Consider the following 24,742-nt stretch of genomic DNA (forward strand, 5'->3'; position numbering starts at 1 on the left):
GACATATGTACCTTTCGATTGAAGAATTTATCGATAAAGCTGAAAAAACAGGAAAAAAAATCTCTGATTTGATGATTGAGCAAGAAATGGAGCGTAGCCAAAAAAGCTATGAAGAAATTTGGACACAGATGGGTCAAAATTTGGATGTCATGGATGCTGCTGTCAAACGCTCGCAAGAAGGAGCAGGCGTTTTTTCTCCTACTGGGTTAACGGGCGGTGATGCGGCTCGTTTAAAAAAATACCGCGCAGCTGGCAAAACGTTATCAGGTGATTTAATGATGTCTGCAGTTCAAGCCGCACTAGGTACTAATGAAGTCAATGCAGCAATGGGCGTTGTTTGCGCAACGCCAACCGCTGGTGCAAGTGGCACCTTACCAGGGGTTTTAACAGCGATTAAAAATACCTTGAATTTAACGCGTGATCAACAAATTCGTTTCTTGTTTACCAGTTCTTTATTTGGGATGGTCACAGCCAACAATGCGATGATTGCTGGTGCTGTTGGTGGATGTCAAGCCGAAGTAGGCAGTGCTTCAGCGATGGCCGCCGCTGCAGCTGTTGAAGCGGCTGGCGGAACACCACGCCAATCTTCTGAAGCTTTTGCTATGGCTTTAGGGAATTTATTAGGTTTAGTTTGTGACCCAGTGGCTGGGTTAGTCGAAATTCCTTGTGTCAAACGAAATACAGTAGGTGCAGGCAATGCGTTAATCGCTGCAGATATGGCTTTAGCTGGAATTGTAAATAAAATACCAGCAGATGAAGTGGTGGAAGCCATGAATAAAGTCGGCCGTCAATTACCACGAGAATTGAGAGAAACGGGTTTAGGTGGCTTAGCTGGCACAGCGACTGGCCAACGAATGAAGAATGAAATTTTTGAAAAAGTAAAATTCACCATTGTTTAAAATTTAATCATGAAGAGGGAAATAAGATGCTGGATATGAAAAAAATTCGCCAAAATGTAGAAGTGGTACAGAAAAAGTTAAAAACACGTGGTGTGGACGAGGAAGTTTTATTACGCTTTTTGGCTTTAGATGAAGAACGGAGAGCGTTACTTGTTAAAGTTGAAGAACTGAAAAAACACCGTAATCAGGTATCAGGAGAAATTGCACAATTAAAGCGTGCACAAAAAGATGCTTCACAACAGTTGCTAAATATGCAAGAAGTTAGCGAGCAAATTAAAGTTTTAGACCAAGAAGTTGTTCATTTGCAAGAACAATGCACAGCAATTGCAGAACGTCTGCCTAACTTACCTCATGAGAGCGTGCCTGTTGGCGCAGACGAAGCCGCCAACGTAGAAGTTCGGCGGTGGAGTACGCCGAAAACTTTTTCATTTGAACCGAAACCACATTGGGAAATCGGTGAAGCCTTAGGAATTTTAGATTTTGAAAGAGGCGCGAAAGTATCTGGTAGCCGTTTTCTTTATTACAAAGGCTTAGGGGCTCGTTTAGAACGAGCGGTCTATAATTTTATGTTAGATCAACATGTTAATGAACATGGTTATACCGAGGTGATTCCTCCTTATTTGGTCAATAGCAAAGCAATGTTTGGCACCGGTCAGTTTCCTAAGTTCAAAGAAGATGTCTTCCAAGTTGCAGAAAGTGATTTGACGCTGATCCCCACAGCGGAAGTCCCGTTAACTAACTACTATAATAATGAAATTTTAGAGGCGCAAGAGTTACCGATTTATTTCACTGCTTTAAGTCCTTCTTTTCGCTCGGAAGCGGGTAGTGCAGGTCGTGATACCCGAGGATTAATTCGTTTACACCAGTTCCATAAAGTAGAAATGGTTAAATTTAGTGATGCAGAACACTCCTATGAAGAATTAGAAAAAATGACCAACAATGCTGGAGACATTTTAGAAAAATTGGGCCTCCCTTATCGAGTGATTACTCTTTCGACAGGTGACATGGGCTTCTCGGCAGCGAAAACCTATGATTTAGAAGTTTGGATTCCGGCACAGAAAACGTATCGAGAAATTAGTTCTTGTTCAAACTGTGAAGACTTCCAAGCACGTCGGGCGTTGATTCGTTATCGTGATAAAACGGGTCATGTTCAATATGCCCACACTCTTAATGGGTCAGGACTTGCTGTTGGTCGAACAGTGGCTGCCATTTTGGAAAATTATCAAAATGAAGATGGCACCGTAACGATTCCAGAAGTTCTACGTCCTTATATGGGCGGTTTAACGAAAATAGATTAAAAAAGAAGGTTGATGTCACAACATCAACCTTCTTTTTTTATTCGTTAAATCCGTTAACCAATGCCCAATTTCTTGAAAAACTGTAGCTTTTTCCGTTTCTAATAAAATTTCATGACGCAATGTGGGAAATAGTCGTAACGTCACGTGCTGAAAACCTGCATGCTTTAATTGCTTTTGAATTTTCGCTGGCCCCTTGCTGAAATCACCAACTGGGTCTTCAGCGCCACTAATGATCAAAATAGGCAATTCTTTTGGGATCGCTTGGTACCAATTCTTTTGATTGGCTCGTTTAACAAGTGAAAAAAGGGTAGCAAAACCATTGTTGGTAAATACGAAGCCCATTAATGGGTCATTTTCATAGTCAGCCACATTGGCTTGATTTTTAGAAAGCCAATTAAAGGAACCTGCTTCAGGAAATTTTTTACTAAAAGAACCAAAAGCCAGCTTATCAATGAACGGAGCTGGTTTTTTCGGCTGTTTCTCGGCCATTTTTTTAATAAAAGGCAATGCTGCGGTTAAAGGTAACGGACTTGTTCCAGTGCCCATGAAAATGACTCCTTGCACAGTCACAGGATAGTCTTGCAGATAGTTGCGCAAGGCGAAAGACCCCATGCTGTGACCCATCATAAAATAGGGCAATTGTGGATAGCGATTCACAGCCCATTGTTTCACTTGATGAATATCTGTAACGACATTTTCAGGCCCTTGTTCTCCAAAAAAACCATAGATCGGTGCGCTTGGTTGTACAGATTCGCCATGACCTAGATGATCATGCCCAATTACGGCAAACCCTAATTGATTTAAAAAACGAGCAAATTCATCATAACGTTGGATATGCTCTGCCATGCCGTGAATCAATTGAACTACGGCTTTGGGTGAAGGACAGGGCCAATGACGTACATTGAGCTGAGTTTGTTGATCGTTTGAAATGAGTATGAATTGTTCAGTCATAAGAAACCCTTTCTTTGCTTTTTGATTATTATACAAAAAAAAGACGGTGTTCAAAAGAAAAACTCATGAGAAAACGCCTCAGCTTTCACTGAGACGCCTTTTTTTATTTATCTTTAATAAAAATAGCAATGATGTCAAAAAATAGTCGATTTTACTAAGTGATGAATTATGGGTGGTACAAATACTGCTGGAAATAGTTGTTAACTTCAAGGGCATCTTCTTTATTTTTTGAAAGAATTAAGATAGTATCATCCCCAGCGATGCAGCCCAAGATATGAGGGTTGTGGATACGTATGCGATCAATTAAAACCCCAATGGCTTGCCCGTTGCCAGGTAAGACGGTTAAAAGATTTGTGAACTCTATTTGTGTTAAAGAAACACCAGTTTCAATAATAATGTCAACAAGACGTTCTTCATCTGTTTTATATTTTGGACGAAGGGCAGAATTATTCAAGATACGATAATAGGCTTCTCCTTGACCATTGTCTACTTTGTTTAAATTCAGCTCACGAATGTCACGAGAAATAGTTGCTTGTGTGGTGTGAATATTTTCTTTTTCCAATAATGCTAGTAATTCACTTTGTGTATGGATTTCATTTTCTGTGACCAATCGCTTAATCATCGTTTGGCGTTTTAATCGGTTCATTACTTTCCTCCAGTTCAGTTAATCATGCAAAAAAACATCATTGCTGTTATTTAAAACGGTGCCAGTAATTCCCTAAAATCACTGTACAACGTTTTACTAAATTGTGCAAGTCTCACTTTTTTAAATGCGAAATATCCGACAAAATCAATGAGAACCTTTTAGCTAAACGACCCTTTTTCTATTCTAATAAGAGAGATTCTGCTAGTATTGCTTTGTAAATGTCTGGAGGAAGGGTGTTATTTGTGAATAAGCAAACACGCCAAAGTTTGATTAAAGAAATCATTCAAACAACTGTAATTCATAGTCAAAATGAGTTGTTAAGAGAATTAAAAAAGCGCGAGATAAATGTCGCACAAGCAACGATTTCACGGGATTTATGGGAATTAAAAGTCGTCAAAGCATTAGATGAGTCTGGCGAGATGCGGTTAACGATTTTTGAACAATTCACTTCTTTAGAAGAACGAAAAAAAGAACAGTTGATACAAGCAATTCGTGAGGTAGTGACCAAAGTTGAACGTGTCGCCTTTTTACTAGTGGTTCATACATTACCAGACAACGCAACATTGTTTTCAGCTGTACTTGATGAAGTGTCTTTGTGTGAAAAGAAATGTTCTGTCGCTGGCTTCGACACTGTTATTATTGTTTCATCATCCGAGGAAAAAGCACAAGAACTAGAGCAGTATTTTCAACAATTTATTCAGCCAACACCTTTGTCAAAAAGTAACGCATAAAAGGAAGGGAGCTAGAAGTCGTTTTGACTTCTGGTTCCCTTCCTTTTACCTCTATAAGATTATAACTTTATGAAATGCATGGAGAAATAATTTTTTTTGAATAAATGCATTTTTTTTTATTTAATTATGCATTATTTTTTTAGAATATCTATGAAAGCGCATTCTTTTAGGCTAGAAATATGCATAAGAAAGAATACCGTTGTATATTTGGTATTTTGTTTGGCAAATGGCTCACGTCCTAGGTTAATCAGGTCTGTTATTCTGTGTTTGTAATTAAGTTGAGGAGGTTATTTCACATGAGTCATCCAATTAATGTATTTTCTGAAATCGGAAAATTGAAAACAGTGATGTTACATCGTCCAGGTAAGGAATTAGAAAATTTAATGCCAGATTATCTGGAGAGACTGTTGTTTGATGATATTCCGTTTTTAGAAAAAGCACAAGCAGAACATGATGCATTTGCAGAGTTGTTACGATCAAAAGATATCGAAGTGGTCTATTTAGAGGACTTAGCTGCTGAAGCGTTGATTAATGAAGAGGTCCGCCGACAATTTATTGACCAATTCTTAGAAGAAGCCAATATTCGCAGCGAATCAGCAAAAGAAAAAGTTAGAGAGTTAATGTTAGAAATTGACGACAACGAAGAACTGATTCAAAAAGCGATTGCTGGCATTCAAAAACAAGAATTACCTAAATATGAGCAAGAATTTTTAACAGATATGGTTGAAGCGGATTATCCATTCATTATTGATCCAATGCCTAACTTATACTTCACACGTGATAACTTTGCGACAATGGGCCACGGGATTTCTTTAAATCATATGTATTCAGTAACTCGACAACGGGAAACCATTTTTGGGCAATACATTTTTGATTATCATCCTCGTTTTGCTGGAAAAGAGGTTCCTAGAGTCTATGATCGTTCAGAATCAACCAGAATTGAAGGTGGCGATGAATTAATTCTTTCAAAAGAAGTGGTGGCCATTGGGATTTCTCAAAGAACGGACGCCGCGTCAATTGAAAAAATTGCGAGAAATATTTTTGAACAAAAATTAGGATTCAAAAATATCTTGGCTTTTGATATCGGTGAACATCGTAAATTCATGCATTTAGATACCGTTTTTACCATGATTGACTATGATAAATTTACGATTCATCCAGAAATCGAAGGCGGCTTGGTTGTTTACTCGATCACTGAAAAAGCAGATGGAGACATCCAAATTACAAAAGAAAAAGATACATTAGATAACATTTTATGCAAATACTTGCATTTAGACAATGTTCAATTAATCCGTTGCGGCGCTGGAAATTTAACCGCAGCAGCCCGGGAACAATGGAACGACGGTTCAAATACATTAGCAATTGCCCCTGGGGAAGTTGTTGTTTACGATCGGAATACGATTACGAATAAAGCGCTAGAAGAAGCAGGCGTGAAATTGAATTACATTCCAGGAAGTGAACTAGTACGTGGCCGTGGTGGCCCTCGTTGTATGAGTATGCCACTTTACCGTGAAGATCTTTAAAAAACACCCAAAAATAGGAGGAATCATCATGAATTCAGTATTTCAAGGACGTAGTTTATTAGCAGAAAAAGATTTTACAAGAGCAGAATTAGAGTATTTGGTAGACTTCAGTATTCACTTAAAAGAATTGAAGAAAAAAGGGATTCCACATCACTATTTAGAAGGAAAAAATATCGCTCTTTTATTTGAAAAAACTTCGACACGGACACGCTCTGCATTTACTACAGCAGCGATTGATTTAGGGGCACATCCTGAGTATTTAGGCGCCAACGATATTCAATTAGGTAAAAAAGAATCTGTTGAAGATACAGCGATTGTTTTAGGTAGTATGTTTGACGGGATTGAGTTCCGTGGGTTTAGTCAAGAAGTAGTGGAAGATTTAGCGAAATATTCTGGTGTTCCTGTTTGGAATGGTTTAACGGATCAATGGCATCCAACACAAATGATTGCGGACTTTATGACAGTGAAAGAAAACTTTGGTCGTTTAGAAGGAATCACTTTAGTATATGTCGGCGATGGCCGTAACAACATGGCAAACAGCTTGTTAGTGACAGGTGCTATTTTAGGCGTAAATGTTCGCATTTGTGCACCAAAAGAATTGTTCCCTTCTGATGAAGTCGTTAATTATGCAAAAGAATTTGCGAAAGAATCTGGTGCAGAATTAATGATTACAGACGACGTTGCTAAAGGTGTTAAAGGAGCCAACGTGTTATATACAGACGTTTGGGTGTCCATGGGTGAAGAAGATAAATTTGAAGAACGTGTCAATCTGTTGAAACCTTATCAAATTAATATGGCTATGTTAGAAAAAACCGAAAACATGGATGGCGATTTAATCGTATTACACTGTTTGCCAGCCTTTCATGATACGAAAACACAATACGGAGAAATGGTTGCTGAAAAATTCGGCATTACTGAAATGGAAATCACGGATGAAGTCTTCCGTAGTAAATATGGTCGTCAATTTGAAGAAGCAGAAAACAGAATGCATTCTATTAAAGCAATCATGGCAGCTACTTTAGGCAACTTATTCATTCCTCGTGTGTAGGAAGCAACTGAAAAAACATTGAAAAAAGAATAGTTGTTTCGCCCTTTAAGAGTTTCTTTTGAAGGGCGGCCTATTCTTTATTATGATAGGAAAGAAGGATTTGTAATGGGGAAAAAAATGGTCGTTGCACTAGGCGGAAATGCCATCCTTTCAAATGATGCTAGCGCACACGCACAACAGCAAGCATTAGTTCAAACATCTGCCTATTTAGTTCATTTAATTAAACAAGGGCATCGGTTGATTGTTTCACATGGCAATGGTCCACAAGTTGGTAATCTATTATTGCAACAACAAGCAGCTGATTCTGAAAAAAATCCAGCAATGCCTCTAGATACGTGTGTTGCTATGACACAAGGAAGTATCGGCTACTGGTTGTCCAATGCGCTTAATCAAGAATTAAACAAAGCAGGAATCAAGAAACAAGTGGCTACTGTTTTAACACAGGTGGTCGTAGATCCAGCAGATGAGGCATTCAAAAATCCAACAAAACCGATCGGTCCATTTTTAACAGAAGCTGAAGCCAAAGAAGCAATGCAAGCAGGTGCTATTTTTAAAGAAGATGCAGGACGTGGCTGGCGCAAAGTCGTTCCAAGTCCTAAGCCAATTGACATCCACGAGGCTGAGACTATTAATACCTTAATAAAAAATGATATAATTACCATTTCATGTGGTGGTGGTGGCATCCCTGTCGTAGGACAAGAATTAAAAGGTGTCGAAGCAGTAATCGATAAAGATTTTGCTTCTGAAAAACTAGCAGAATTAGTAGATGCGGATGCACTAGTTATTTTAACTGGCGTGGATTATGTGTGCATTAATTATGGCAAACCAGATGAAAAACAATTAACCAATGTCACTGTAGCAGAGTTGGAAGAATACAAACAAGCGGGTCATTTTGCACCAGGTAGTATGTTACCGAAAATTGAAGCCGCCATTCAGTTTGTAGAAAGCCAACCCAATAAACAAGCAATTATCACTTCTTTGGAAAACTTAGGAAGTATGAGCGGCGATGAAATCGTAGGAACGGTTGTGACAAAATAAAGTATAGTATTTAGGAGAATTAAGATGATGATAGAGAAAATAATCACTAAAAATAATCAAGATTTTCAATACTTTTCTGAATCAGAACTAACAGAATTGCGCAACGAGAGTTTCGTTCGCTCCTATAAAAAAGGCCAAGTCCTTTTTTATCCAGGTGATCCGAGAAATCATTTGATTTTACTGGTTTCAGGTGTCATTAAAATTGAAAAAAATGATCGCAGTGGTAATTTTTCCTATCTGCATTTTATGAAAAAGCAGGCTCTTTTTCCGAGAATCGGACTGTTTCAAGATGAGGTTCATTACGACTCCGCGATTGCCTATACGGATATTGAGGTTGTGTTTGTGCCAGTTAAACTGTTTGAGCGTTTTCTCCAAAATAATCCCCAGCAATTGATTCATTGGATTCAAGAACAATCGGTCCTTTTAAAAGAAAGCATGATCAAAATCCAAAAAGGAACAACCAATGATGCATGTGAACGGATTGTGACATCACTAGCGATGTTATTAAATGATTTAGGAGAACGAATTGACAACAGAGAACGCGTTGCAATTACTTGTCCAATTACCATTAATGACATTGCACGGATGAGTGGAACCACGCGGGAAACAGCAAGCAGTGTTATGAAAAAATTAGTCCAAATGAACCGTATTAGCTACAGTCATAAATTCTTAACTTTTCTAGATACGCCATTCTTTATTGATCGATTGAGTAATTAATCATAGAGAAGGGAGATACAGGAAAGTAGGTTCCTGTATAAAAGGATATGGCAGAAAAAAAGAAGAAAAACAAAAAACAGCTTTCGTCTTTTAGTATTTTATTTATTATTTTAATTGTTTTAGGTATCGTAACGGTCTTGCTAAATGGGCAGCCATTTACCCCAAGAGAAATTGATGGCAAAATGGTTGACCACGTGGTAGGGGCCAAATTATCGGATATTATCATGGCTCCATTCAATGGGTTTAAAGATGCCATTGAAATTAATATTTTTATTTTAGTACTCGGTGGCTTTTTAAATATTGTGACACAAACTGGGGCTCTTGAAGCAGGGATTCAATCAGTCGTTAAAAAGTTAAAAGGGAACGAATTGAAAATCATTCCGATTTTAATGATTTTATTTTCTATTGGTGGGTCGACTTATGGAATGGCAGAAGAAACAATTCCTTTTTATGGTTTATTGAGTGCCACCATGGTCGCCGCTGGTTTTGATACGTTTGTCGCAGTGGGTACTGTGCTATTGGGTGCAGGATCAGGTGTTATCGGTTCAACGGTTAACCCTTTCTCCACAGGGGTAGCGATGGATGCGTTACGAGGTATTGGCATTCAGCCGAATACAGGAATTATTTTAATTGTCGGTGCTATTTTGTGGGCGGCCTCTACCAGCTATTCTATTTTCATTGTGATGCGTTATGCGAAAAAAGTGAAGGCTGACAAAGGTTCAACAATTTTATCTTTACAAGAACAAGAGGATATGGAAAAAACGTATGGACAAGCAGCGTCGAAAGAAATGCCATTTACGAATCGTCATAAAAAAATCTTAATGGTATTCGCTTTCTGTTTTGTCATTATGATTGTTTCCTTAATTCCATGGAACGACTTTGGAGTGACGATTTTCAAAGGCTGGACGTCTGTTTTAACAGGCAACAGTTTCGGTGACTGGTACTTTGGCGACTTAGCGATGTGGTTCTTCCTTTTAGGGATCATTGCTGCCTTGATTGGTCGCTTTACTGAAAAAGAAACCATTGAAGCATTTATCGATGGTGCCAAAGATATGTTATCCGTTGTTTTAATTATCGTAGTTGCTCGCGGGGCATCTGTTTTGATGTCTAAAACGTATTTAGATTCATTTATCCTTGATAAAGCGGCAGGCTTATTACAAGGACTCTCCCCAGTCTTATTTGTCATCGGTGCCTTTGTTTTATACTTAGGTTTATCTTTCCTAATTCCTTCAACTTCTGGTTTAGCGTACGTTTCTATTCCTGTAATGGGTGCGTTAGCTAAAAACATTGGTTTAAGTCCAGAAGTGATGGTTATGATTTTTGCTTCAGGTTGTGGCTTGATTAATTTGATCACGCCAACATCTGGTGTTGTAATGGGTGGTTTGGAAATTTCCAAAGTTCAATATGCCACTTGGACAAAATTCATGGCCAAACCAATGATTGTCTTAGGCTTAATTAACCTAATTATCTTAATTGGCGCGATGTTACTCTTTAGCTAATCAAAAATTTTTTATGTTAGGGCTTCGGCTTTCGGAAAAAAGAAGAAGCAATGAAACAACAGCGACTACCTAAAAGTAGTCGCTGTTGTTTCATTTTGATAGTTGTTGAATTAACAATCTTGCGACAGCGCGGACAGAAAAAGGATTTTGCCCAGTGATTATACGGCCATCTTGATACGCAAATTCTTTATAGGGACGCTTTTTCGCAAAAGTAGCACCATGTTCTTTGGCAATTGTTTCGTTTAAGAAAGGAACAACTGCTTTTTTCATGGCTAAAATTTCTTCTGCAGTAGTGAAGCCAGTAATGGTTTTATCTGCAATCAAATAATTTCCTGACGCATCTTTGACATTTAAAAGGCCAGCAATTCCGTGACAAACAGAAGTTAGGTACTTGCCCTGTTCGTAAAGGCTACGAGTGATTGCTTGCAACTGAGGATTATCAGGAAAGTCCCACATAACGCCATGGCCTCCTGTAAAGTAAATTGCTGCGTATTCATCTGGCTCAATTTCTTCAAGAGAGAGGGAATGTGCTAGCGCTCGTTCTTGAAAATCAGCACTTTCATAAACTGCCATAATGGAGGAATCTACATATTTCATACTCCGGGGATCCAAAGGGACATAGCCTCCTTGGGGACTAACATAGTCAACTGAAAATCCTGCTTTGGTTACTTCTTCCACGAACTCCGTGGCTTCACCTAGCCAGAGGCCCGTTGGTTCTTCGGTGCCGTGATAACGGGAGATGTTTGTGAGGACCACGAGAATTTTTTTCATGCTTGCTTCCTCCCTGGCATAATCGACGTAATGTGGGTCAATAGTTGTTGGAGTTGCTCAATTTTGGTGGTATCGTGAGAAAGTGAGTAATAATTTTTAGTTCCTTCACTGCGACAATCAATTAATTTGGCTTGTTTCAAAATTTTTAAGTGGTGAGAAACAGCGGGTCGTGAGAGCTGTGTCGCCTCTGTTAACTCAGTGACACGACGGCCAACACAGGCCTGGTCTTCTAACAGTGCAATAATAATTGCTTGGCGTTTTTCATCACCCAATGCGATTAAAAAATCACTAAGCGCAGTAAATTCTGTTTGAATTTCTTCTAATTCTTTCATATTCTTTCGCCTCTTTGGTTCGTATTTTTAAACGATTAAACCATTTTTCGTGTTTTTTGTCAATAAAATACGCTGAGGGCTGAAACTTGACGTGGATCCCATTCTTCGTTAAGATACTAATTGATTAAAGGTTTAAACTTTTAAACCGATAGAAGGGATAGAAAGAGAGGAAAGATTCAATGATGAAAGCCGCTTTAATTCATAAATACGGACAAAAAGAATTAGCAATCGAGGAGGTGCCCTTACCCACCATTCATGACAACGATGTTTTGGTCAAAATTATCGCTGCCAGTATCAACCCGATTGATTTAAAAACAAAAGATGGCAAAGTAAAGATGCTTTTAAATTATCAAATGCCACTGATTTTAGGCAGTGATTTTGCTGGGATTGTTGTCTCTGTTGGAAAAAAAGTTCAAAATTTTAGGCTGGGCGATGCAGTTTACGGGCGAGTACCCAAAAATCGCGTGGGAACTTTTGCTGAATATATTGCAGTGGATCAAGCGGCTGTAGCTATGAAGCCGAAAAATTTAACGTTTGAAGAAGCTGCGGCCATTCCGTTAGTCGGTTTGACAAGTTATCAAGCGCTACATGATATTATGAATGTGCAGCCAGGCCAGAAAGTCCTGATTCAAGCAGGTTCAGGAGGGATTGGAACCATTGCGATTCAATTAGCAAAACTAGCGGGCGCTTACGTTGCCACCACCACGAGTAGTAGAAATAAAGAATGGGTTCAAGCGTTGGGAGCAGATGAAGTGATTGACTATCGGACACAAAATTTTGAAGAAGTTTTATCCGACTACGATTATGTGTTTGATACAATGGGGGGGACAATCTTAGAAAAAGCTTTCTCAGTGGTTAAACCTCAGGGAAAAGTCGTTACATTGTCAGGCATTCCCAACGAACGTTTTGCTAAAGAGTATGGCTTGCCGCTTTGGAAACAATGGGCCTTTAAAATAGCTACTCGCAAGATTCATCGATTGGAGCAAGCCACAGATGTTAGTTATCATTTTTTGTTTATGCGTCCAGATGGCGAGCAATTAGCTTTACTCACTGAGTTCATTGAACAGGGAAAATTACAGCCGATAATTGACCGAGTCGTTCCTTTTAGCCAAATTCAAGAAGCGGTGGATTATTCACTGACAGGACGAGCACAAGGGAAAATTGTTGTGAAAATCGCCGATGTTAATCACGACTAAGTAAAGGAAACTTGCAAGAAAAATAGGCCCATTTTTCTTGCAAGTCTCAAAGTTTACATTTAAACGCCGCCTAACGAAAGTGATTTTAGGCGGGAAAAGATTTTTATAGAAAATCCTCATTTTTCCAGTTTCTATTTTGCAAATTCGTTATTTTTTGTTATTCTATTGATGGTTGTGTATGCGCTTTCTTTTTAGGTAGATACACAAAAATGAACGGAGTGCAGAAAGGAATGGTGTTCAAAGTGGGGAACAATTTATCGACAAGAAAAGGAGAAAACAGAGAAACAATTGTCAGTTGGCTGGGTCTTTCGTTATTGGTTGGCTTGGCGTTTATCTTATTTAGTCTGTTTCATCAACCAATGATCAGCCAAGCCAATGAGCCGACCCAAGAGAAACATTTTATGGTTTATTATCGGGCTTGGCGTGACAAAACGATGCAAGGAGTTAATACAACATTGCCAGATGAAAATTGGCTAACGATGCACGATATTCCTTATGGTATTGACATTGTGAATGTCTTTAGTTATGTGCCAAAAGGACAAGAAGCACTTGCACAGCCATTTTATGATACGTTAAAAAATGAGTATGCGCCAGCACTGCATGCACGAGGTGTTCGTTTAGTTCGAGGGATTGATTACAGCGAGCTATTAAAAGTTCCTTATGCAGGAACAACGCCTACAGAAGCAGAATTTGATGCTTATGCGAAAGAGTTGTTAACCAAATTTGTCGATGATTTAGGAATTGATGGGTTAGATATTGACATGGAAACTCGTCCAAGTGAAAAAGATATTGTTTTATCTAATGGGGTCATTCGTGCATTATCAAAATACATTGGACCGAAGTCGGGAACGGATCGTCCATTTTTGTATGATACCAATGCAGAATATTTACCACCTTTACAAGATGTCAGTGACTGTTTCGATTTTCTCGCGTATCAACAGTATGGTAGCGATGACCAACGCACGCAACGAGCATTAAATAATTTAAGTCCGGTTCTCAATGGGGAACGATTTGTTCCAGGATTAACTTTCCCAGAAGAGCAAGATCGCAACCGCTGGTATGACACAAAAGAGCCGTATATGGAAAGTAACATGTATAAAGTAGCTCGTTATTCTTATGAAAATAATTTAGGGGGCATGTTCCTCTATGCCTTAGATCGCGATGGTCGCACCTATAATGAAGACGATTTAAATCAGATAAAACCTTCCAATTTACTTTGGACAAAAACGGCCATTGCAGAGAGTAAAGGCGTTTCTCTTGGAGAAATGCAAGCGGCTGCGCAACACTATTTAAAACGAATTAGCTACGCCAACACAGACCTTGAAGCACAAAATAAAGCCGCAGAAGCAGTGACACAAGCAACGACGCTTTATGATGTGAATAAAGCTATTTTAGGTGGCGATTATGGCCAAGGGCTTTCAAATACCTATGATGCTGAGTTAGAAAAAGGCCTGTTAGCCATTGACTTAACCACTTTATATCGTGCGTTGGATCAAGCAGTTGCAGCCATTGAAAAGGCAGAAAGCTATACACCAGAAACGATTCAAGCACTACAAACAACAAAAGAGACAGTCGCAACAGAACTTGCGGGAAAAACGTATACAGCCGCGCAAGTGACTACTTGGCAAACGGAGGTCCAAACAGCTTTGGATAATTTAAAAGAGAAACAAACACAACCTTTAAAAAGTGTCTTTTCCATTGATGCAGGAAGAAAATATTTTTCCGTGGAGCAACTGGAAGAATTAGTGGCCAAAGCCAGTCAAAATGGGTACACAGATGTCCAATTAATTTTAGGAAATGATGGCTTACGGTTTATCTTGGATGATATGTCGGTCAATGTGAATGGTAAAAAATACAACCACAACCGGGTTTCAAAAGCAATCCAACGAGGCAACAACGCATATTACAATGATCCTAATGGCAACGCGTTAACACAAAAAGAAATGGATCGGTTGTTGGATTTTGCGAAAGCGCGCAACATCAACATCATTCCCGTGATTAACAGTCCAGGACATATGGATGCCTTGTTAGTGGCCATGGAAAAACTAGCGATTAAAAATCCCGCTTTTGATGGCTCAAAACGAACAGTAGATTTAGGGAACCAAAAGGCAGTGAATTTCACAAAGGCGATTATCAGTAAGTACGTGGCTTATTTTTCCGCGCATAGTGAAATTTTCAATTTTGGTGGCGATGAGTATGCAAATGATGTCGACACAGGCGGTTGGGCAAAACTGCAATCTTCTGGGCGCTACAAAGATTTTGTCGCTTATGCGAATGATTTAGCTAAAATAATTAAAGATGCGGGCATGCAGCCAATGAGCTTCAATGATGGCATTTATTACAACAGCGACGATTCTTTCGGTACATTTGACCCAGAGATTATTATTTCTTATTGGACAGCCGGTTGGAGCGGATATGACGTAGCCAAACCTGAGTACTTTGTTCAAAAAGGACACAAAATTTTTAATACCAATGATGCGTGGTATTGGGTAGCTGGCAATGTTGATTCTGGCATTTATCAATATGATGATGCTTTAGCAAATATGTCGAAAAAAGCATTTACAGATGTGCCAGCAGGTAGCCCGAATCTTCCAATTATTGGAAGTATTCAATGTGTTTGGTATGATGACCCTCGTCGTGACTATGATTTTGAACGAATTTATACGCTAATGGATACGTTCTCGGAAAATTATCGTGAGTATATGGTGGTTAAATAAAACTAGTTAAAGCTAATGAGTTATCTATAAAGACTGGCACGAATCAAGCTTGATTCGTGCCAGTCTTCTTTAACGGAAGAAGATTTGTTTGAGGGCCAACAATCAATTTAGGAATGCCTTATTGAAATGTTCCTGTTCTTATTGTAGACTGAAAGAAGTGGTGGTGGAAAGCTATCACCATTAATAGAAAAGCAGGAAAATAAAAAGGATCTTGTTGGAAGTTTAATGCTCGGAAATGTAAGCGTAATCATTTTTGTTGGAATGCTAAAAAAGGGAGTAGAGTTATGAGTAATGAAAATATCGTCTTAGCAAGAAATACAGAGCGTGCACCAAAGCATCCTCTCGCAGCCCAAACAGTCGCATTTTCCCACTATAATCATTTGTCGGCACAGTTACCTATTGAGCCAACCTCTGGACAATTGGTAGAAGGTGGCATTCGGGCCCAAGCGACACAATGTTTGAAAAATATCCAAGCGGTTGTTGAAAGTATCAACCATGTGATGAGTGACATTGTCAGAATGACCATTTTTGTCAAAGATATGCGGGATGCTGCCGCAGTTGAGGAGGTCTATGCGGCCTTTTTTACCCATTATTATCCAGCTAAAACAGTGGTCGCCGTCACAGATTTGCCGTTAGGCGCTTCCGTTCAAATGGAGGCACTTGTTTCAAATGGGGAAGGAACTATCCCTAATGCACCTCAAGCTGGGGATTTAATTAAATTAACAAATCAGACTGTTCAGGCACCAATTGATGCTCTAGCCAGTCAAACGGTCGCGTTTTCTCATTATAACAATCTGTCTGCACAATTGCCTATAGATCCTCAAACGGGCAGAGTTGTGGCTGGCTGTGTTAAAACGCAAACAAAACAATGTTTGAAAAACATAAAAGCCATTTTAACCAGTATTGATGTGCCTTTTGATGATATTGTGAAGGTCAACATTTATTTAAAAGATTTATCTAAGCTGGAAGCTGTCAATCAAGTATATGCCGCTTTTTTCCCAGATTCAGGAATTGCGCGTACGGTCAATTACATGCCAGCACGAACAGTGATTGCTGTTGCTGATTTACCAATGGGCGCGGCGGTTCAAGTAGAAGCGGTGGTTTCTCATGGGGATGGTACGCCACCACAAGCGATTGAAGATCGACATGGATTAATTATTGAAGCAAATAATACAGATCACGCACCGAAGTGTCCATTTTCGACACAAACTGTTGCTTTTTCTCATTACAACCATCTATCAGCTCAGCTACCATTGGACCCTAAAACAAATGCGTTAGTCGCTGGCGGAATCAAGGAACAAACGACGCAATGTTTAGAAAACATCAAAGCGATTATTGAAAGTGTGGATCACAGCTTAGCTGATCTGGTGAAAGTGAATATTTTTGTGAAAGAGATTGAAGAGCTGGCGGTAGTAGATGACGTCTACCAAACGTACTTCCCTGAAGGCACGCCTGCCAGAAGAGTGATTGGTGTGACGGATTTACCAAAAGGTGCTCAGATTCAAATCGAAGCGATTGCTGGGAACGCAGAAGGTACGCCACCAATTGGTTAAACAGTAGAAGAAACAAACGTCAGCTGGCTTCTGAAGCCAGCTGACGTTTTTAGTATTTAGATAAGTCAGTAAAGTAAGCTAGTTGCCATTTTTGTGTTTTTTTGGCGGTTTGATTAAGGTTTTGGCACCAAGAAGGATAAAAACGGGCTGCCATTTTGCCTTTTTGTTGGTGCGTTTTGAGAATTTTTTGTTGGATTAAACATTCTTTCGGCAGAAGAAAGAGACCTTGCTTTTCTTGATCAGCAATGACAATTGCTAACATTTCAGGGGCTTCCGTTGCATCAAAGGCTTCGTTCTGATTTTGTTGATTTTTTTCCCAGAAGGCTGCAAAATAGCCTTCTTTTTTCGGCGTTTTTTTGGCTAAACGACTGCGGATAAGTTGTTGCGATTCATTAACTTGACATAAAAAGCCTTCATATTCGGCATTTTGTTTTTCTTCGGAAAGCAGGGTGATCGCGCCCACTGCTTTTTCAAGTATTGGCAATGAATTCATAGGGAATGTCCTTTCTTTTCGTTTAATGTCGGTAAGAGTTCTTGGATAATGGTTAATCCTTTCGCCAATACCTCAAGCTGATTGGAGGCCAAGGAAATTCGTAAAAAAGCATCTGGCTGATTTTGCACAGTAAAGCGGCTCGAGTGAAAAAGACGTACCCCATTTTGGAGAAATTCTTGTTCAATTTGCGGCGCCGTTTTTTCGGTAGAAAGGGGAATAGTTCGGTAGTACGGCAAAGGATTGCTAGGTCTAGCTAACCCAAAAATGGTATCAAATAAGTCATTGGCTTGTTTTGTTAAAGCCAATTTTTCTATCACTAATTCTTCTGCAACTGGTGAGCGTAAGACTTGGGTGACAATTTCAGCATCAAAGCCAGAAGTTTTAACGTTAATGTTAAAAATCGCACGCTCTATTTCTTGGCGAAGAAGCGGAGGGAAAACAAGGTACGCAATGCGTAAGCCTGTACAGACAAACTTTGTCATCCCCGCTAAGTAAATCGTTTGTTGAGGTAAGAGTTCTTGAAACGTTGGTAAAACTGCTTGCTGTGCATAAGTTGTTAAAAAAGAATGAATGTCATCTTCAATTACCCATAAGTGTTCTTGCTGAATGATTTCAGCTAAAGTCATTCGGCGGGCGCTAGACATTTGGAAACCAATCGGGTTATTACATGCGGGCATTAAGAAAATACCATGTATTTTTTTCTTTTTGCATTCTTGCAGTAAATGCTCTGGGTCCATCCCCTCGAAATCATAGCCAATCGGGACGATTTCTAAATGATAAAGCTGGGCGAGTTCAATAAAATTTGAATACGTGTATCGATCTACGGCAATCCGCTGACCTGGAGAAAAAGCGGCGGCTAACGTCACGGCCAGCCCATTCTGGACACCAGATACAATGGCAACTTCTTCGGCATTGGTCCGAACGCCTTGTGTCTGAAGCCATTCGGCAGCGGTTGCTCGTTGAAAGTGCGTACCTAAAGGATCGCGATAATTTAGCAAACTGTTAAGGGCCGCATTTTTACTAACTGATTCAATAAAAGGTAAAATCCGCTGATTACACATATCAAAGGAACTAACCAGCCCTAAATCAATTAGATGGTCCGCTACTTGGTTGGTAGAGATTGTAATTGAGTGAAACGCGTTGGGAGAAACGAAAGTGCCGCTACCGATGTTGGTATAAAGTAAGCCTTTTTCCATAGCGTGTTTATAGGCTTGACCAATCGTCGTGAAATTCAGATCCAAGTAATCAGCTAATTCTCTTTGCGAAGGCAATTTCACATTTTTTTGAAGCGCACCAGATAAGATATCCGCTTCTAATTGTTGAACCAATGATTGGTAATAAGGTCTTGTTAAACGTTCTTTAACAGGGCGCCATGACAACGCATAGTTCTCATAGGAATTAATCGGCATGAGGGGAACTTCCTTTCTATAAAATTGTATTCCATACAATTATAGCATTGAGTGTATTGTTTGTCTGGTTTATGATAGCGCAAAGGGAGGAATTCAGATGGACATTATTTCTTATGAGAGGGTTATTCAACAATTGTCGTTTTCCGAAGCAATTCAAGTGATGAAACGTTGCTTTGCAGAGCTGCAAAAAGGAAAAATTTCGCAAAGTGAGCGCCATGTAGAGGTTTTACCAGATGGGGAAAATCAGAATCTTTTTGCATTAATGCCTGCTTACTTAGGAAAAAATCGCTTTTTTGGGGCAAAAATCATTACAGCTTTTCCAGAAAATCCACAAAAAAATTTGGCCTCACATCTTGGTCAAATTTTATTGTTTGATAGTTCTACTGGAAGACCAGTCGCGATGATGGACGCCAATGCGATTACGTGGCTTCGCACGGCAGCTGTTTCTGCTTTGGCAACCGATTATTTAGCAGCTCCAAAGGCAAAAAGTATCGCTTTGATTGGTGCAGGTCAACAAGCTTCATCTCATCTCGCAGCGCTACAAAGCGTTCGGGCGATTGAAAAGGTTTTTATATATGACCGCACAGCAGAACGTGCACGAAAATTAATCGCTAAGCAACAGCACAATTACCCCGAATGTACCTTTATTGGTTGTTCTTCTGTCCAAGAAGCCGTCCAGGAAGCGGAAATTATCTGTACACTAACTTCCAGTCAGGACGCATTTTTAGAAGAAAAAGACGTTTTGCCGAATGCCCATATCAATGCAATTGGTACATTCACGCCGACTTCCAGAGAATTAACAAGCGACCTTGTTAAAAACAGTCAAGTGTTTGTAGATGAGTATGCGGCTGCATTAAAAGAAAGCGGGGATCTTTTAATTCCGATTTCAGAAGGTGCCTTTTCAGCTGAAAAAATTGTAGGTTCTCTCGGCGAATTAGTCACTGGCAAAGTTAAACTAAAGGCGGAGCAGAAAGGCCGCACGATTTTTGATGCGGTTGGCTTAGCAGTTGAGGATTTGTGTTGCGCGGAATACATTTATCAAAAAATACAAGGAGAGAATTAAAATGAGTTATCCCTATTATATTGTCGATGCTTTCGCGGAGGAAGTTTTTAAAGGCAATCCCGCCGCTGTTTATGTTTTGGAAAAATGGTTGCCAGAAGCGGTGATGCAAAACATTGCGATTGAAAATAATTTGTCAGAGACTGCTTTTACGGTCAAGGAGGGACAAAGTTACGCCCTGCGCTGGTTTACGCCGGAACGAGAAATCGATCTCTGCGGGCATGCTACATTAGCGACGGCTTTTGTGTTATTTAACTATTATTCCGTTGCGGAAGAAACGCTTCATTTTACTAGTCAAAGTGGACCGCTCGCAGTGACCAAAAAAGAGGAATACTATTATCTAGATTTTCCTTATATCCTACCGGAAAGGATTCCAATTTTGCCAGAGTATGAAGTCGCTTTAGGCGCGAAAATTTATGAAGCTTATTTAGGCCGCGATTTATTTTTTGTCTTAAAAAACGAAGAGACAGTGGCAAAAATCACACCAGATTTTTCTGCATTAAAAGCATTGGATTTAGGAGTAGGAGTCATTGTAACGGCACCAGGAGACTCGGTGGATTTTGTTTCACGGACTTTTTTCCCGAAACTAAGAATTAACGAAGATCCAGTTTGTGGTTCTGCGCACGCCAATTTAATTCCTTATTGGGGAAAACGGCTCAATCAAATGACCCTTTCGGCCTATCAAGTGTCCCCAAGAGGCGGCTTTTTAACTTGTGAAGTGAAAGAAGATCGAGTCATTATTGGTGGTACTGCTAAACTATTTGCAAAAGGGGAAGCGTACTTGCCTGTATAAAAGTACACCGTCCGCTAGCAATTCGTTGTTAGCGGTCGGTGTACTTTTTAAATAGAATAGTTGCGAGAAACAAAGGGAACTTCTTCACCATTTTCGAGCTGATTTAGATACAAAGCTAACATGAAAAAGTAACCTGAGAGTAAGTTGACTACATCATACAGCTGCGGATCAATTTTTTTACCACCATAGTCCATGCGATAAAGTAAACGAACAATATCTTTGGCTTTGGCTCTTAAAATGTGTGCATAAGAGGAACAGATTGTGCCCATCGGTAAAACAAAAGGACGATTTTCTTCGTATGTCAGTTCATTCATAGCATTGACACGTTCCAAAAGCCAGGCTATTTCTTCCTCTGTGACTGTTAATTTTGTTCGGGTCGTTGGATTGACATGGTAGATTAACTCGCAAATTTTAGCTAGTTCTTCTGTTAGTGCAGGCTGTTCAGGGACGTCTAATTGTTGCACATATCCTCGTAGAAGACCTGTCATCGAGGCCAATTCATCAGTCATTAATTCAAAATCACATCGTAAATCTTCTGGTTTAGAAGATAGATACGGGTACGCTTCATACGGACTGCGGTACATTTTTTCCATTCAATTTCCCTACTTTCTAAAAATAAAAAGCCCTCAAAAAGAATGCACGAAAGCCAATCTTTTTGAGCGCCGTTGCTCGACTGTTCACAGTACACCATTGTACTTGCTAAGGTAATCATAGCCAAGAGTGAAGGGAGAGTCAAGGGGGGAATCAAGGTTGGAGAAAGAAAATGAAGCTAAGAATTACCAGAAGTAAACCAATCAATAAACTGACAAGACCAGAAAGTTGACCTAATCGTTGTTGGGTAGAAGAAGGCTGGTCGGTAACTGTGAGCAAACTTGAGAAAAAGTTCATTTTTTTCACGAGTATTAAATACGCAACAATAAGCAAAAGAATACCCGAAAAAAGGTACGAAAGGGGCTCAGAAATAACTTTTTGGGCACGAAGTAAAAAAATTCCTATGAAGAGGACAACAAAACCATACTTAAGAAAAGTTTCTTTTGACATGTTGAAATCGCTTCCTTTTGGTTGATGAATTTTATTAATAGTCACTATTCTTATGATTAAATTATAGGACTTTGAGGGCGGTGGAGCAAAGGAAAAATGGAGAATGGTGGGAGGAAAGTGTGACCAATAAAAAATAAACCCGCTAGAAAACCTATTTATAGGTTTTCTAGCGGGTTGATTGTTATTCCCACTCCACAGTTGCAGGTGGTTTTGAAGTAATATCGTACACGATACGGTTTACATGTGCAACTTCGTTCACGATGCGCACAGAGATTTTTTGTAAAACATCCCAAGGGATACGGGCAAAGTCAGCGGTCATGCCGTCGATAGAAGTCACAGCACGGATACCGACTGTGTAATCGTAGGTACGGCCATCGCCCATAACACCTACTGAGCGGATGCCAGGTAAGACAGTAAAGTACTGCCAAATGTCACGATCTAAGCCAGCTGCTGCGATTTCTTCACGTAGGATAGCATCTGAATCACGAACGATTTGTAATTTATCTTCTGTAATTTCACCAAGCACACGAATACCTAATCCTGGTCCTGGGAATGGTTGGCGCCAAACGATTGCATCAGGCATGCCAAGTTCAGTTCCTAAGGCACGAACTTCGTCTTTGAATAATGTATTTAAAGGTTCAATTAATTCAAATTGCATGTCTTCAGGAAGACCACCAACGTTGTGATGTGATTTAATTGTTTGCGCAGTTTCTGTACCAGATTCGATGACGTCTGTGTAAAGAGTTCCTTGTGCTAGGAATGAAACGCCTTCTTCCCCAGCAAGTTTAGTTGCTTCGTCATCAAAAACATACACAAATTCGTTACCGATGATTTTACGTTTTTGTTCAGGGTCAGAAACGCCTGCTAATTTGCTTAAGAAGCGTTCTTTTGCATCTACTTTAATAATGTTTAAGCCAAATTTACCGCCTAAACTTTCCATTACTTGTTCCGCTTCACCTTTACGTAATAATCCATGGTCAACGAAGATACAAGTTAATTGGTCGCCAATGGCTTTTTGTAAAAGCACGCCGACAACACTTGAGTCAACGCCACCTGATAAACCAAGTAAGACTTTTTTATCGCCTACTTGTTCACGGATTTTAGCGACTTCCATATCGATGAAGTTTTCCATGCTCCAGTCACCAGTACAGCCACACACATCAAAAGCAAAGTGACGTAATAAGTCGTTACCATATTCTGAATGACGAACTTCTGGGTGAAATTGTACGCCGTAGAATTTGCGGTTGGCATCTTCGATAGAAGCGATTGGACAATCGTTGCTTGTCCCAACTTTTTCGAATCCAGGAGCGATTTCTGTTACTAAATCACCGTGGCTCATCCAAACGGTTTGTTTCGCAGGTGTTCCTTGGAATAATGTCGCATCACCAAGGATTTCTAATTCTGCTTTTCCGTATTCACGGTTTGCGGCAGGTTCTACTTTTCCGCCTAAGTTATGAGTCATTAATTGCATACCGTAGCAGATGCCAAGAATGGGAATTCCTAACTCATAAATTTCTGGATCAATGCTAAAAGCATCTTTGTCATACACGCTGTTTGGTCCACCTGAGAAGATGATTCCTTTAGGCGCGATTTTGCGAATTTCTTCTGCCGTAGTTCGGTGGCTTAATAACTCAGAGAATACGCCAAATTCACGAATACGACGAGTAATCAATTGGTTAAACTGACTACCAAAGTCTAAAACAATAATTTTTTCGACAGATGTCAAATCGGCAACGTTAGTCACGTCTATTACCCCTTATCCATTTAAATTTATCTAAAGAAAAGGCGGTTAAAAAGTGGTCAGCACCAAGAATTAAGAAAGGATTTTCAAAAATTGTTTTACGATTTTTAGAAAATTTTGGCTTAATTCCGCAGGGGCTATTTTTAAACAGCCGAGAATCAGGCGGTTAAAAAGTGGTTCACTTTTGTTCCGTACTCTTCTTTGTCTAGCTATACTTATTAAAACATTTTACTCCTTGAAAGTCATGCATTCTGCTGAAAATTTTCAAGGATATTTCTACAAAAGATACAGGATATTTCTTAGCTCGTCAACCCTTAATATTTACGTAGATAGATTTGGTCAATCAAATGATTTTCCGTTTTATGCAAAATAATGTCCGCACGTCCGCGCGTTGGCAAGATATATTCCTCCAAGTTCGGTAAGTTCACGGTTTTCCAAACATTCCGTGCCATGGCGAAAGCATCTTCTCGTTTGCCAATTGCATATTGGTAATAATAATTATTAGGATCTAAGAAAGCCGTATCTAATAAGGCCCCAAAACGTTCTAGGTACCATTTTTCAATTAAGGCTGGATCGGCATCCACAAAAATAGAAAAATCAAAAAAATCACTCACATAAATTTGTTGATTGGCGGGTAACTGTAAGGTGTTAATGCCTTCAACAATCAGAATATCTGGTTGTTGAATCAACTCATATTCGCCTTCGATAACATCGTAGACACTGTGAGAATAGACGGGTGCTTTAATTTCGTCTTTGCCGCTTTTGACTTCGTTTAAGAAATTAATTAGCTTCTCCATGTCATAACTTTCAGGAAACCCTTTTCGGTCCATAATTCCTTGTTCTTCTAACACTTTATTGGGATACAAAAATCCATCCGTTGTAATGAGTTGAACGTTTCTTCGTTTAAACGTTCGGGCCAGAATTCTTTGCAAAAGACGAGCGGTGGTGCTTTTACCAACGGCGACACTGCCGGCAATTCCAATGATGAATGGTGGTACAGAGACATATTCATGTAGGAATAATCCTTTGCTAAGTGTTAGCGATTCAAATTCTTTCATGTACAAATGAATAAGATGCGTTAAGGGTACATAAATTTCTTGTACATCTTTTAGTGAAATTTGGTCGTTCACACTTTTAATGTTATCCAATTCTGCTTCGGTTAACGGTGCTTTGCCGTCATGATAAAACCCATGCCATTCTTCTCTGGAAATTGGGTAGTAATTCATTTTATCGTCCATTGTTCCTCCACCAAACCCTGTTCAATCTTTGTACATTTTACCATAATT

At 39.5% G+C, this 24,742-nt stretch carries 23 protein-coding genes; 13 read left to right on the forward strand and 10 right to left on the reverse strand.

Translation table 11 applies throughout. From position 1 onward, the window contains the following. The first annotated feature begins 5 nt into the window (after nucleotides 1–5). Together sdaAA and serS are read left to right on the forward strand one after the other, a co-directional pair. Complete coding sequence (sdaAA, locus tag IGL48_RS00440; RefSeq protein WP_002356122.1) at nucleotides 6–899, forward strand: L-serine ammonia-lyase, iron-sulfur-dependent, subunit alpha; 894 nt, start codon at nucleotides 6–8, stop codon at nucleotides 897–899. A gap of 26 nt (nucleotides 900–925) precedes the next feature. Further along, a complete protein-coding gene (gene serS / locus IGL48_RS00445; RefSeq protein ID WP_002361511.1) occupies nucleotides 926–2,197 on the forward strand; it encodes a serine--tRNA ligase in 1,272 nt (423 codons plus the stop codon). 15 nt (nucleotides 2,198–2,212) lie between these two features. On the opposite strand, the gene IGL48_RS00450 is transcribed toward serS, so the two are convergent. Continuing rightward, a complete protein-coding gene (locus IGL48_RS00450) occupies nucleotides 2,213–3,184 on the reverse strand; it encodes an alpha/beta hydrolase (protein ID WP_025190660.1) in 972 nt (323 codons plus the stop codon). A 130-nt stretch (nucleotides 3,185–3,314) separates the two neighbouring features. Beyond that, nucleotides 3,315–3,794, reverse strand: a complete 480-nt coding sequence (locus IGL48_RS00455; RefSeq protein WP_002356125.1) for an arginine repressor — start codon at nucleotides 3,792–3,794, stop codon at nucleotides 3,315–3,317. 218 nt (nucleotides 3,795–4,012) lie between these two features. Here IGL48_RS00455 and IGL48_RS00460 point away from each other — a divergent pair, with 218 nt between their 5' ends. The 6 genes from IGL48_RS00460 to IGL48_RS00485 all read left to right on the forward strand — a co-directional run bounded on the left by IGL48_RS00460 (nucleotide 4,013) and on the right by IGL48_RS00485 (nucleotide 10,350). Next, nucleotides 4,013–4,525 (forward strand): arginine repressor, encoded by a 513-nt coding sequence (locus IGL48_RS00460; RefSeq protein ID WP_002387472.1) that lies wholly within the window; start codon nucleotides 4,013–4,015, stop codon nucleotides 4,523–4,525. A gap of 296 nt (nucleotides 4,526–4,821) precedes the next feature. Next, complete coding sequence (gene arcA, locus IGL48_RS00465) at nucleotides 4,822–6,048, forward strand: arginine deiminase (RefSeq protein WP_002356129.1); 1,227 nt, start codon at nucleotides 4,822–4,824, stop codon at nucleotides 6,046–6,048. Between the two features lie 25 nt (nucleotides 6,049–6,073). Next, nucleotides 6,074–7,096, forward strand: coding sequence for an ornithine carbamoyltransferase (argF, locus tag IGL48_RS00470; RefSeq protein WP_160747730.1), 1,023 nt, complete (start codon nucleotides 6,074–6,076; stop codon nucleotides 7,094–7,096). 105 nt (nucleotides 7,097–7,201) lie between these two features. Beyond that, on the forward strand, nucleotides 7,202–8,134 hold the full coding sequence (gene arcC / locus IGL48_RS00475) for a carbamate kinase (protein WP_002356132.1): 933 nt from the start codon (nucleotides 7,202–7,204) through the stop codon (nucleotides 8,132–8,134). Between the two features lie 24 nt (nucleotides 8,135–8,158). Continuing rightward, on the forward strand, nucleotides 8,159–8,851 hold the full coding sequence (locus tag IGL48_RS00480) for a Crp/Fnr family transcriptional regulator (RefSeq protein ID WP_002356133.1): 693 nt from the start codon (nucleotides 8,159–8,161) through the stop codon (nucleotides 8,849–8,851). 47 nt (nucleotides 8,852–8,898) lie between these two features. Continuing rightward, complete coding sequence (locus IGL48_RS00485; RefSeq protein WP_002356134.1) at nucleotides 8,899–10,350, forward strand: YfcC family protein; 1,452 nt, start codon at nucleotides 8,899–8,901, stop codon at nucleotides 10,348–10,350. A 90-nt stretch (nucleotides 10,351–10,440) separates the two neighbouring features. Here IGL48_RS00485 and IGL48_RS00490 read toward each other — a convergent pair whose 3' ends face one another. Continuing rightward, the gene (locus IGL48_RS00490) at nucleotides 10,441–11,121 is read right to left on the reverse strand and encodes a type 1 glutamine amidotransferase domain-containing protein (RefSeq protein ID WP_010824344.1); all 681 of its coding nucleotides are present in this window, start codon (nucleotides 11,119–11,121) and stop codon (nucleotides 10,441–10,443) included. After that, on the reverse strand, nucleotides 11,118–11,453 hold the full coding sequence (locus IGL48_RS00495; RefSeq protein ID WP_002356136.1) for an ArsR/SmtB family transcription factor: 336 nt from the start codon (nucleotides 11,451–11,453) through the stop codon (nucleotides 11,118–11,120). The genes IGL48_RS00490 and IGL48_RS00495 overlap by 4 nt, the downstream gene beginning before the upstream one ends. Nucleotides 11,454–11,632: 179 nt before the next feature. On the opposite strand from IGL48_RS00495, the gene IGL48_RS00500 reads away from it, so the two are divergent. From IGL48_RS00500 to IGL48_RS00510, 3 genes are all read left to right on the forward strand, one after another. Next, complete coding sequence (locus IGL48_RS00500; protein WP_002391757.1) at nucleotides 11,633–12,649, forward strand: NADP-dependent oxidoreductase; 1,017 nt, start codon at nucleotides 11,633–11,635, stop codon at nucleotides 12,647–12,649. A gap of 209 nt (nucleotides 12,650–12,858) precedes the next feature. Then, nucleotides 12,859–15,366, forward strand: coding sequence for an EndoS/ChiA family endoglycosidase (locus IGL48_RS00505; RefSeq protein WP_016615809.1), 2,508 nt, complete (start codon nucleotides 12,859–12,861; stop codon nucleotides 15,364–15,366). Between the two features lie 284 nt (nucleotides 15,367–15,650). Continuing rightward, on the forward strand, nucleotides 15,651–16,919 hold the full coding sequence (locus IGL48_RS00510; RefSeq protein WP_010824346.1) for a RidA family protein: 1,269 nt from the start codon (nucleotides 15,651–15,653) through the stop codon (nucleotides 16,917–16,919). 49 nt (nucleotides 16,920–16,968) lie between these two features. Here the strand turns inward: IGL48_RS00510 and IGL48_RS00515 are convergent, their stop codons facing one another. Together IGL48_RS00515 and IGL48_RS00520 are read right to left on the reverse strand one after the other, a co-directional pair. After that, a complete protein-coding gene (locus IGL48_RS00515; protein ID WP_002363485.1) occupies nucleotides 16,969–17,412 on the reverse strand; it encodes a MepB family protein in 444 nt (147 codons plus the stop codon). Then, nucleotides 17,409–18,821, reverse strand: a complete 1,413-nt coding sequence (locus tag IGL48_RS00520) for a PLP-dependent aminotransferase family protein (protein WP_048949632.1) — start codon at nucleotides 18,819–18,821, stop codon at nucleotides 17,409–17,411. Before IGL48_RS00520 ends, IGL48_RS00515 begins: the two co-directional genes overlap by 4 nt. A 97-nt stretch (nucleotides 18,822–18,918) precedes the next feature. On the opposite strand from IGL48_RS00520, the gene IGL48_RS00525 reads away from it, so the two are divergent. Both IGL48_RS00525 and IGL48_RS00530 read left to right on the forward strand, forming a co-directional pair. After that, nucleotides 18,919–19,884 (forward strand): ornithine cyclodeaminase family protein, encoded by a 966-nt coding sequence (locus tag IGL48_RS00525; protein WP_002359267.1) that lies wholly within the window; start codon nucleotides 18,919–18,921, stop codon nucleotides 19,882–19,884. Between the two features lies 1 nt (nucleotide 19,885). Beyond that, a complete protein-coding gene (locus IGL48_RS00530) occupies nucleotides 19,886–20,674 on the forward strand; it encodes a PhzF family phenazine biosynthesis protein (protein ID WP_002361520.1) in 789 nt (262 codons plus the stop codon). Between the two features lie 47 nt (nucleotides 20,675–20,721). Here the strand turns inward: IGL48_RS00530 and IGL48_RS00535 are convergent, their stop codons facing one another. From IGL48_RS00535 to coaA, 4 genes are all read right to left on the reverse strand, one after another. After that, nucleotides 20,722–21,267: an ATP:cob(I)alamin adenosyltransferase gene (locus IGL48_RS00535; protein ID WP_002385445.1), complete on the reverse strand. Its 546-nt coding sequence runs from the start codon at nucleotides 21,265–21,267 to the stop codon at nucleotides 20,722–20,724. Nucleotides 21,268–21,418: 151 nt separating this feature from the next. After that, a complete protein-coding gene (locus IGL48_RS00540; RefSeq protein WP_048949631.1) occupies nucleotides 21,419–21,760 on the reverse strand; it encodes a hypothetical protein in 342 nt (113 codons plus the stop codon). 136 nt (nucleotides 21,761–21,896) lie between these two features. Then, complete coding sequence (gene guaA, locus IGL48_RS00545; protein ID WP_002356158.1) at nucleotides 21,897–23,459, reverse strand: glutamine-hydrolyzing GMP synthase; 1,563 nt, start codon at nucleotides 23,457–23,459, stop codon at nucleotides 21,897–21,899. A 311-nt stretch (nucleotides 23,460–23,770) separates the two neighbouring features. After that, nucleotides 23,771–24,694 carry a type I pantothenate kinase gene (gene coaA, locus IGL48_RS00550; RefSeq protein ID WP_002356160.1) on the reverse strand — a complete coding sequence of 308 codons (924 nt, stop codon included), beginning with the start codon at nucleotides 24,692–24,694 and terminating at the stop codon, nucleotides 23,771–23,773. Between the last annotated feature and the right edge of the window lie 48 nt (nucleotides 24,695–24,742).

Source organism: Enterococcus sp. DIV1090, assembly GCF_050537975.1.
In the GTDB taxonomy this organism is placed as follows: Bacteria; Bacillota; Bacilli; order Lactobacillales; family Enterococcaceae; genus Enterococcus; species Enterococcus faecalis.

Coding starts and splice junctions, on each gene's coding strand:
- sdaAA (WP_002356122.1), top strand. CDS start 6: ATGTACCTTTCGATTGAAGAATTTATCGATAAAGCTGAAAAAACAGGA.
- serS (WP_002361511.1), top strand. CDS start 926: ATGCTGGATATGAAAAAAATTCGCCAAAATGTAGAAGTGGTACAGAAA.
- IGL48_RS00455 (WP_002356125.1), bottom strand. CDS start 3,794: ATGAACCGATTAAAACGCCAAACGATGATTAAGCGATTGGTCACAGAA.
- IGL48_RS00460 (WP_002387472.1), top strand. CDS start 4,013: ATGTCTGGAGGAAGGGTGTTATTTGTGAATAAGCAAACACGCCAAAGT.
- arcA (WP_002356129.1), top strand. CDS start 4,822: ATGAGTCATCCAATTAATGTATTTTCTGAAATCGGAAAATTGAAAACA.
- arcC (WP_002356132.1), top strand. CDS start 7,202: ATGGGGAAAAAAATGGTCGTTGCACTAGGCGGAAATGCCATCCTTTCA.
- IGL48_RS00480 (WP_002356133.1), top strand. CDS start 8,159: ATGATGATAGAGAAAATAATCACTAAAAATAATCAAGATTTTCAATAC.
- IGL48_RS00485 (WP_002356134.1), top strand. CDS start 8,899: ATGGCAGAAAAAAAGAAGAAAAACAAAAAACAGCTTTCGTCTTTTAGT.
- IGL48_RS00490 (WP_010824344.1), bottom strand. CDS start 11,121: ATGAAAAAAATTCTCGTGGTCCTCACAAACATCTCCCGTTATCACGGC.
- IGL48_RS00495 (WP_002356136.1), bottom strand. CDS start 11,453: ATGAAAGAATTAGAAGAAATTCAAACAGAATTTACTGCGCTTAGTGAT.
- IGL48_RS00500 (WP_002391757.1), top strand. CDS start 11,633: ATGATGAAAGCCGCTTTAATTCATAAATACGGACAAAAAGAATTAGCA.
- IGL48_RS00505 (WP_016615809.1), top strand. CDS start 12,859: ATGAACGGAGTGCAGAAAGGAATGGTGTTCAAAGTGGGGAACAATTTA.
- IGL48_RS00510 (WP_010824346.1), top strand. CDS start 15,651: ATGAGTAATGAAAATATCGTCTTAGCAAGAAATACAGAGCGTGCACCA.
- IGL48_RS00515 (WP_002363485.1), bottom strand. CDS start 17,412: ATGAATTCATTGCCAATACTTGAAAAAGCAGTGGGCGCGATCACCCTG.
- IGL48_RS00520 (WP_048949632.1), bottom strand. CDS start 18,821: ATGCCGATTAATTCCTATGAGAACTATGCGTTGTCATGGCGCCCTGTT.
- IGL48_RS00525 (WP_002359267.1), top strand. CDS start 18,919: ATGGACATTATTTCTTATGAGAGGGTTATTCAACAATTGTCGTTTTCC.
- IGL48_RS00530 (WP_002361520.1), top strand. CDS start 19,886: ATGAGTTATCCCTATTATATTGTCGATGCTTTCGCGGAGGAAGTTTTT.
- IGL48_RS00535 (WP_002385445.1), bottom strand. CDS start 21,267: ATGGAAAAAATGTACCGCAGTCCGTATGAAGCGTACCCGTATCTATCT.
- coaA (WP_002356160.1), bottom strand. CDS start 24,694: ATGGACGATAAAATGAATTACTACCCAATTTCCAGAGAAGAATGGCAT.